Annotated in this window: 1 pseudogene; it reads left to right on the forward strand. The window is 62.5% G+C overall.

What is annotated here, in order from left to right:
* Nucleotides 1-12 precede the first annotated feature (12 nt).
* Nucleotides 13-259: pseudogene (locus AAEZ10_RS27525) on the forward strand (virulence factor family protein); the annotation flags it as partial.

A 259-nucleotide genomic window follows, 5' to 3' on the forward strand; every position in this document is an offset into this window, starting at 1 on the left:
GGTGAAACGCTGATGATTCAACGCTCCCTGCGGTATGTACTGGCCACACTGGTAGTGCTGGCCCTGATTCTCGGTGGCGGTTACTGGTACCTCAAGCGCCCGGCCCCGGAACCGACCCTCGAATCGTTCAAGCCAGCCGACGGCACGGCGATGACCCGGGTCACTCCCGGCACCTCGCCCCGCGCCCATGTGCTGGTCGCAGTGAATGAGGACCAAAAGCTCAGTGACAAGCAATTGCTGACCCTGAGCCGTACCGGCT

Source organism: Pseudomonas sp. H26/SER47-MNA-CIBAN-0231 (assembly GCF_040310465.1).
In the GTDB taxonomy this organism is placed as follows: domain Bacteria; phylum Pseudomonadota; class Gammaproteobacteria; order Pseudomonadales; family Pseudomonadaceae; genus Aquipseudomonas; species Aquipseudomonas atacamensis.